Below are 6258 nucleotides of genomic sequence, written 5' to 3'. Positions count from 1 at the left end.
GGTCCCGCAGCCCCCGGCCCGGTCCCCGTGGGCCGCCCCGGCGGACGTTCCGCCGCCCGTGGTGCCGGTTGCCCCGGCGACATCCGGCCGGGGCGTCTACCACGGGCCACCACCGACCACTGCGCCGCCGCCCGGTTGGCGCCCCCCGGTGCACTTCCGGGCCACCCCACCGCGCACGCTGCCCCCGCAGGACATGGAGGCGATGGACGCGGCGGAGCAGCAGGCCCAGCGGGTCACCCACGCCCTCGGCGCGGCGGCCGGTCTGGTGCTGCTGGTACTGCTCTGTCTGCTCTGCTCCCGGGCGTTCTTCTGAGCGCTGTCGGGCCTCTGGCCAGCGGCAGACCGGACAAGCACGAGCAGCGGGTACGCAGAAACCGGGCGACGCACCCCGCCGATCCGTCTGTGCCGTCAGCCTCGCGGCGAGGTCGACGGCAGGCCCAGCCCACCAGCTGGATGGAACGGCCCGTTTCGAGAGCGCCGGGTGCGTCGCTCAGAGGGTGCTGCCCCAGACCGACGCCGCCCCCGTGTCCCCGGTCAGGTAGACGTAGACCAGGGCGAACCCGGACAGCGCCACGATCACTGCGGTGAGCAGCCAGGTGGCCCACGCGGGCACCCGCCGGGTGCGCACCGGGCCGCTGGTCAGCGCCCACAGCACGAGCGCCGCCACCGCCAGGGCGACGGTCAGCCGCAGCGTCGTCACGCCGTACGCGGCATGCTCTCCGATCTTGGTGAGCAGGTCGGGTGGGTAGCCCTTGCCCGCCAGGACCGCCTCGAACGCCTCGCCGGACTCGGTCGCCACCCAGGTGACGACGGGGGTCACCACGGCCAGGATCACCACCGCCCAACCCAGCCGGGGCCGCCAGCGGGGCACCAGGCCGTACGCGGAGGCCAGCAGGGCCAGCAGCGGCACGAACACCACGACCGCGTGGATCACCAGGACGTGCCCGGGTAACCCGTTGATCTCCTTGAACACCGTCACCTCCGACGAGCGAGCGCGATCCGCCGCAGCAGCGTACGACGGTCGAGGGGTGCCACGGCACCTCCCGACCGGGTACACGCAAGGTCCGGTGGGACCGTTCACCCCGCTCGAAGGTGTGACCTGCCTGTGTCCGGGGCCACCTGCCGCCAGGGTCGCTTGTCGGCGGGCTGGGCCCGTGCTGTCATTGCCTCATGTCCGGTGGTGCGGAACTGCTGCGGTCGAGGGGCCTACGGGTCACCCGACCGCGCCTCGCCGTACTGGACGTGCTGGCCGCCGGTGGCCACCTGGAGGTCGACGAGATCACCCGGCGGGTCCGTGAACGCCTCGACTCCGTCTCCACGCAGGCCGTCTACGACGTCCTCGGCGCGCTGTCCCGGGCGGACCTGGCCCGACGGATCGAGCCGGCCGGCAGCCCCGCCCGCTACGAGGCCCGGACCGGCGACAACCACCACCACGTGGTGTGCCGTAGCTGCGGCAAGATCGCCGACGTCGACTGCGCGGTCGGTGCCGCACCCTGCCTGGATCCGAGCATCGCGCACGGCTTCGAGGTCGACGAGGCGGAGGTGACCTTCTGGGGCCTCTGCCCCACCTGCCAGGCCCGCCGCGCCGACGACTGAGTCCCGGGCAGACACGCGACACCGCGTGGCACTCTTGGGCGGTGGACTCCGACGACCTCGGCCTGTTCGGACCGGGATCGGTCACGTGGAAGGTGCACGACGAACCGGTCCTGATCGTCGCCGGCCTGCGCTCGCTCTACCTCCAGGCGCTGCATCCCCGGGCGATGGCCGGGGTGGCGCAGCACAGCAACTACCGCAGGGACGCGTGGGGTCGGCTGCTGCGCACCGCCACGTACGTCGCCACGGTGATCTACGGCACCACCGCGGAGGCGGAGGCGGCCGGCCGTAGGCTGCGCGCGCTGCACGCCCGGATGCGCGCCACCGACCCGACCACCGGCGAGGAATTCCGGATCGACGAGCCGGACCTGCTCCGCTGGGTGCACGTCACCGAGGTCGAGTCGTTCGTGAGCACCGCCCGGCGGGCCGGGCTGTCACTGACCGACTCGGAGGTGGACGGCTACTACGCCGAGCAGCGGCGGGCCGCCGCGCTGGTCGGGCTCGATCCCGCCGACGTGCCGGGCAGTGCCGCCGAGGTGGCCGACTACTACCGGGCGGTGCGTCCGGAGCTGCGGATGACGAAGGAGGCGGCCGAGACGGCCCTGTTCCTCACCGCCCCGCCGCTGTCGTGGAAGCGGTTGACGCTGCCGGCCCGGCTGGGGCTGAACCTCGGGCCGCCACGCTGGGCGTACCTGGGCGTCGCCGGCACCGCGTTCGGGCTGCTGCCGCCCTGGGCGCGGCGGCTGTACGGCGGTCTGGGGCTGCCCACCACCGCCCTGTCCGCCGAGTTGGGCGCACGTGCGCTGCGCCTGGCGCTGGCCGCGCTGCCCCGGGACTGGCGGGAGGGGCCGATCCAGCAGGCCGCCAAGGAACGCGCCGCCCGTCGCGCCGCACCGACCGGCTGAACGGTCGCCCGAGCGCGTCACTCGCACCGGGTCGCCCGGCAAACCCGGGGGTGGGCCCGGTCAGTCGCCGGTGGGTGCGGCCGGACGGTCCACGGCCGACCACGGCTCGCGCCCCGGCGTCTGCGCTCCGGTGGGGCAGTTGCGCCGGAAGTCGCACCAGCCGCAGCGCGGCCCGGCGGCCGTGGGGAACGCCTCGTCGGGGTCGGTTCCGTCGGCGACGGCGCGCTCGGCGGCCATGATGTCGCGGGCGGTGTCCTCGGCGCGGGAGAGCTGTCGGGCCAGCGACTCGGGGCTGTGCTCGTGCGCGGCGATGGTCCCGGTGGGCAGGTGGTGCAGCTCGACCCGGCGGCACGGCCGGCGGAACGTCCGCTCGGCGGCGTACGCGTAGAGCGCCAGCGCCTGCGAGCCGCGCGCGTCGTCGCTGTCCAGCCCGGTGCGGCCGGTCTTGTAGTCGACGATGACCAGCTCGGGACCGTCCGGGCCGGGCCGGGAGTCGATCCGGTCGGCGCGGCCGTTGAAGGCCAGCACCGCCGTCTTCACCGCGACCACCCGCTCCACGCCGAGCGGGTCCTCGCCCGGGTCCAGCGTCGCGACGTACGCCTCCAGCCAGCCCAGCGCCCGCCGGTACGCCTCCCGCTCCTGCTCGTCGTCGCGGTAGCCGTCGCGTACCCAGGTGCCCCTGAGCAGGCCGGCGAGGGCTTCCGGCCGGCGGCGTTCGGGGCTGAGCGCGTACCAGTTCTTCAGGGTGGTGTGGACGCTGGCGCCCAGCGAGTTGTGCGCCCACGGCGGACCCTTGGGCGGCGTCGGCCGGTCGACGTAGGAGTAGCGGTAGCGGCGGGGGCAGTCCAGGTAGGCCCCGAGCTTGCTGGGAGTGCACACGAAGAGCCGCTCCGGCATGCCGTCGAAGCCGAGCTGCTCGGGTTGGCCGCTGCGCGGTCGGGGTGGGCCCGCGGATCGTCGCACGGTGAGATCCTGCCATCCGGGTACGACAGCCGCGCACCGGACACGGCCGGCTCAGCCTCCGTTGCTGTACTGCGTGACGAAGGCGGCGATGGCGTCGGCGATGAGCTGGACGGCGATGGCGGCCAGCAGCAGGCCGGCGATCCGGGTGAGCACCTCGATGCCGCCCGGGCGCAGGATCTTGACGATCCCGCCGGAGAAGCGGAGCACGACCCAGACCGTGAGCATCACCGCGACGATGGCGGTGGCGATGGAGAGGTACTGCCCCGTCCGGTCGGCTCGCTGCACGAAGAGCATTGTCGCCACGATCGCGCCGGGGCCGGCCAGCAGCGGGGTGCCCAACGGCACCAGGGCGATGTTCGAGGTGACCTGCTGGCTCGGGTCGTCCGCCTTGCCGGTGAGCAGTTCCAGCGCCACCAGCACCAGCAGCAGGCCGCCGGCGGCCTGCAACGCCGGCAGGTCCACGTGCAGGTAGGCAAGGAGGGTCTGGCCGGCGACCGCGAAGACCACGATCACGCCGAGCGCCAGCGCGACCGCCTGCCAGGCCGCCCGGTTGCGGTCGCGGGCGGCCAGGGGGCCGGTCAGGGCGAGAAAGATCGGCATCATGCCCGGCGGGTCGACGATGACCAGCAGGGTCACGAAGACCTCGCCGAAAAGCTTGAGATCCACCTGATCAAGGTAGCCGCGCCGGTTCCGGCGGAAACTCGGATCAGCCGGAAGCGACCGGGGTCACTCCGCGAGCCTGCGCGACGATCCGCTCGTACGCCCCTAGGGAGGTGGTGTGCGCGCCGAGCCGGACGGTCTTGTGCGTGCCGTGGAAGTCCGACGAGCCGGTGACCAGCAGTCCCAGCTCGGCGGCGAGGCCACGAACGTGCGCCGCCTCGGCCGGGGAGTGGTCCTCGTGGTCGGCCTCCAGACCGGCCAGCCCGGCCTCGGCCAGTTCGCCGATCAGGTCGTCCGGCACCACCCGGCCGCGCCGGGTGGCCCGGGGGTGGGCGAAGACCGGCACCCCGCCGGCAGCCCGGACCAGGGTGACCGCGCGGAAGACGTCGATGTCCTCCTTCGGTAGCCGGTACCGCTCCCCCAGCCAGTCCGGCCCGAACGCCTCGGTGGTGCTGGCGACCAGGTTGGCCCGGACCAACGCCGCCGCGATGTGCGGACGGCCGACGGTGCCGCCCCCGGCGGCGGTCATGATCTCCGTCCAGCTGATGTCGACGCCGTCGGCCTGGAGCAGCCGGACGATCCGCTCGCCGCGTACCTCCCGGGCGGCCCGCACCCGGGCCAGCTCGTCGACGAGTTCCGGGTGCCGCGGGTCGAAGAGGTACGCGAGCAGGTGCAGCGGGACCGGCGGGGCGACGCCGTGCCACCGGCAGGAGATTTCCGCACCACGGACGAGGGTGAGGCCGGGCGGGAGCGCGGCGACCGCGGCGTCCCAGCCAGCGGTGGTGTCGTGGTCGGTGATAGCCACCACGTCCAGTCCGGCGTCGGCGGCGGCCCGCACCAGTTCGGCCGGGGTGAGGGTGCCGTCGCTGGCGGTGGAGTGGGTGTGCAGGTCGATGGCCGGAGTCACGCACCGACGCTACCGGGCGCGTCGCGGTCAGGAGCCGCCGGTGACCACGACCGGGTGGTCGTCGGGGGTGACGCCACTGAGCAGGGTCGAGGCGGCGCCCTCCCCGGTGAGGGCCCGGTCGGGACGGACCCGGGTCAGGACGGCGCCACGGTCCAGGTAGGTGGCAACGGCGGCCCCGGTCCACGCCACCGCACCGTGGATGGTCGGCCCGGCCGGCCGGGCGGTGGTGCCCGGCCCGAGACCGGCCAGGTCGACCAGGACCGCGCCGCCGGTACGCGCGTTGGCCAGCAGCCAGCGACCGTCGGTGGAGACCGCGCCGAGGCCGTCGTCGGCGAGGGTCGGCCGGCAGCCCGTCCGGGTCGGGGCGAGGGTCGCCGGGTCGAGCAGCGCCAGGCACACCCGGCGGTCGGCGGTGGACACCCGGGCCACCAGCCGCCCGTCGGGCCGGGCGCCGTAGACGCCGACGACCTGCCGCTCGCTGGTGGGCAGCGCGGCGGGGGACGGCTGCCAGAGCAGGTGCCCGCCGTCGCGGGCGCGGACCAGGACCCGGTCGCCGACGAATCGGACGGGTGTCGCGCCGGCGGCGGCCGAGGTGCCGGTGGCGGCGACCAGTTGCCGGCCGACGAGACCGGCCACGGAGAGGGCGTCGCCGTCGCGCCAGGCGACCCGCCGGCCGTCCTCGCTGAGCGCGATCTCCTCCGCGCCGGCCAGCAGCACCAGCGGTGACTCGCCGGCCGGGACCACCCAGAGGGTGCGGCCGGCGGGAGTGGGGACGCCGACCACCAGCCAGCCGCCCCGGTCGGGCAGGCGCTGGGCCCGCTCGGCCGGACCGATACCGAGGTCGTGCCGCTCTCCGTCGGCGGTGACCAGGGACTCCCCGACGACCAGTTCGGCCCGACCGTCGGCCGGCGCGGGTGCCGGAGCGGGGGCGACCGGCCAGGCGGCGGGGGTGGCCGGGCCGCGCGGGTCACCGAGCACGACGACGGGCTTGCCGCCGCGGCCGGAGTGCTCCCCGAGGTACGCGATGCCGGCGGTGAGCACTGACGTGACCACCATGGCGAGACCGAGTCCGGTCAAGGTCCGTCGGCGTCGGATCCGTCGGGCCCGCCGGAGGGCCACCCCGGCCGGATCGGCGGGGAGCGGCGGGGGCGCGGCGACCCGGCGGGAGAGGGTCTCCCGCAGCGCGTCTTCCAGCCCGTCGGGTCGCACAGCAGTGGGACGCTCCGGGGC

The 6258-nt window shown here is 75.0% G+C and carries 8 protein-coding genes; 3 read left to right on the top strand and 5 right to left on the bottom strand.

Features of this window, described 5'->3' with window-relative positions:
• A partial coding sequence (locus E1182_RS28500; protein WP_243706472.1) for a hypothetical protein occupies positions 1–313 on the top strand: 313 nt, incomplete at its 5' end.
• 177 nt (positions 314–490) lie between these two features.
• On the opposite strand, the gene E1182_RS28495 is transcribed toward E1182_RS28500, so the two are convergent.
• Complete coding sequence (locus tag E1182_RS28495; RefSeq protein WP_132270825.1) at positions 491–973, bottom strand: DUF2231 domain-containing protein; 483 nt, start codon at positions 971–973, stop codon at positions 491–493.
• Between the two features lie 197 nt (positions 974–1170).
• On the opposite strand from E1182_RS28495, the gene E1182_RS28490 reads away from it, so the two are divergent.
• Complete coding sequence (locus tag E1182_RS28490; RefSeq protein ID WP_132270824.1) at positions 1171–1596, top strand: Fur family transcriptional regulator; 426 nt, start codon at positions 1171–1173, stop codon at positions 1594–1596.
• 41 nt (positions 1597–1637) lie between these two features.
• Positions 1638–2498: an oxygenase MpaB family protein gene (locus E1182_RS28485; protein WP_132270823.1), complete on the top strand. Its 861-nt coding sequence runs from the start codon at positions 1638–1640 to the stop codon at positions 2496–2498.
• Positions 2499–2558: 60 nt separating this feature from the next.
• On the opposite strand, the gene E1182_RS28480 is transcribed toward E1182_RS28485, so the two are convergent.
• The 4 genes from E1182_RS28480 to E1182_RS28465 form a co-directional block, all read right to left on the bottom strand.
• Positions 2559–3395 (bottom strand): PD-(D/E)XK nuclease family protein, encoded by an 837-nt coding sequence (locus E1182_RS28480; protein ID WP_132270826.1) that lies wholly within the window; start codon positions 3393–3395, stop codon positions 2559–2561.
• A gap of 117 nt (positions 3396–3512) precedes the next feature.
• The gene (locus E1182_RS28475; protein WP_132270822.1) at positions 3513–4127 is read right to left on the bottom strand and encodes a MarC family protein; all 615 of its coding nucleotides are present in this window, start codon (positions 4125–4127) and stop codon (positions 3513–3515) included.
• A 40-nt stretch (positions 4128–4167) separates the two neighbouring features.
• Entirely contained in the window at positions 4168–5028 is an 861-nt protein-coding gene (locus E1182_RS28470; RefSeq protein WP_132270821.1) for a PHP domain-containing protein, read from the bottom strand.
• A 27-nt stretch (positions 5029–5055) separates the two neighbouring features.
• The coding region (locus E1182_RS28465) for a hypothetical protein (RefSeq protein ID WP_243706471.1) at positions 5056–6258 on the bottom strand (1203 nt) is incomplete at its 5' end.

The organism is Micromonospora sp. KC721 (assembly GCF_004348355.1).
In the GTDB taxonomy this organism is placed as follows: Bacteria; Actinomycetota; Actinomycetes; order Mycobacteriales; family Micromonosporaceae; genus Micromonospora.
Note: the sequence above shows the minus strand (reverse complement) of the source record. Positions and strands in the feature narration are given on the sequence as shown.

Bases quoted from the DNA above. Each gene is read 5' to 3' on its own strand.
- E1182_RS28480 (WP_132270826.1), bottom strand. From the start codon at position 3,395: ATGCCGGAGCGGCTCTTCGTGTGCACTCCCAGCAAGCTCGGGGCCTAC.
- E1182_RS28490 (WP_132270824.1), top strand. From the start codon at position 1,171: ATGTCCGGTGGTGCGGAACTGCTGCGGTCGAGGGGCCTACGGGTCACC.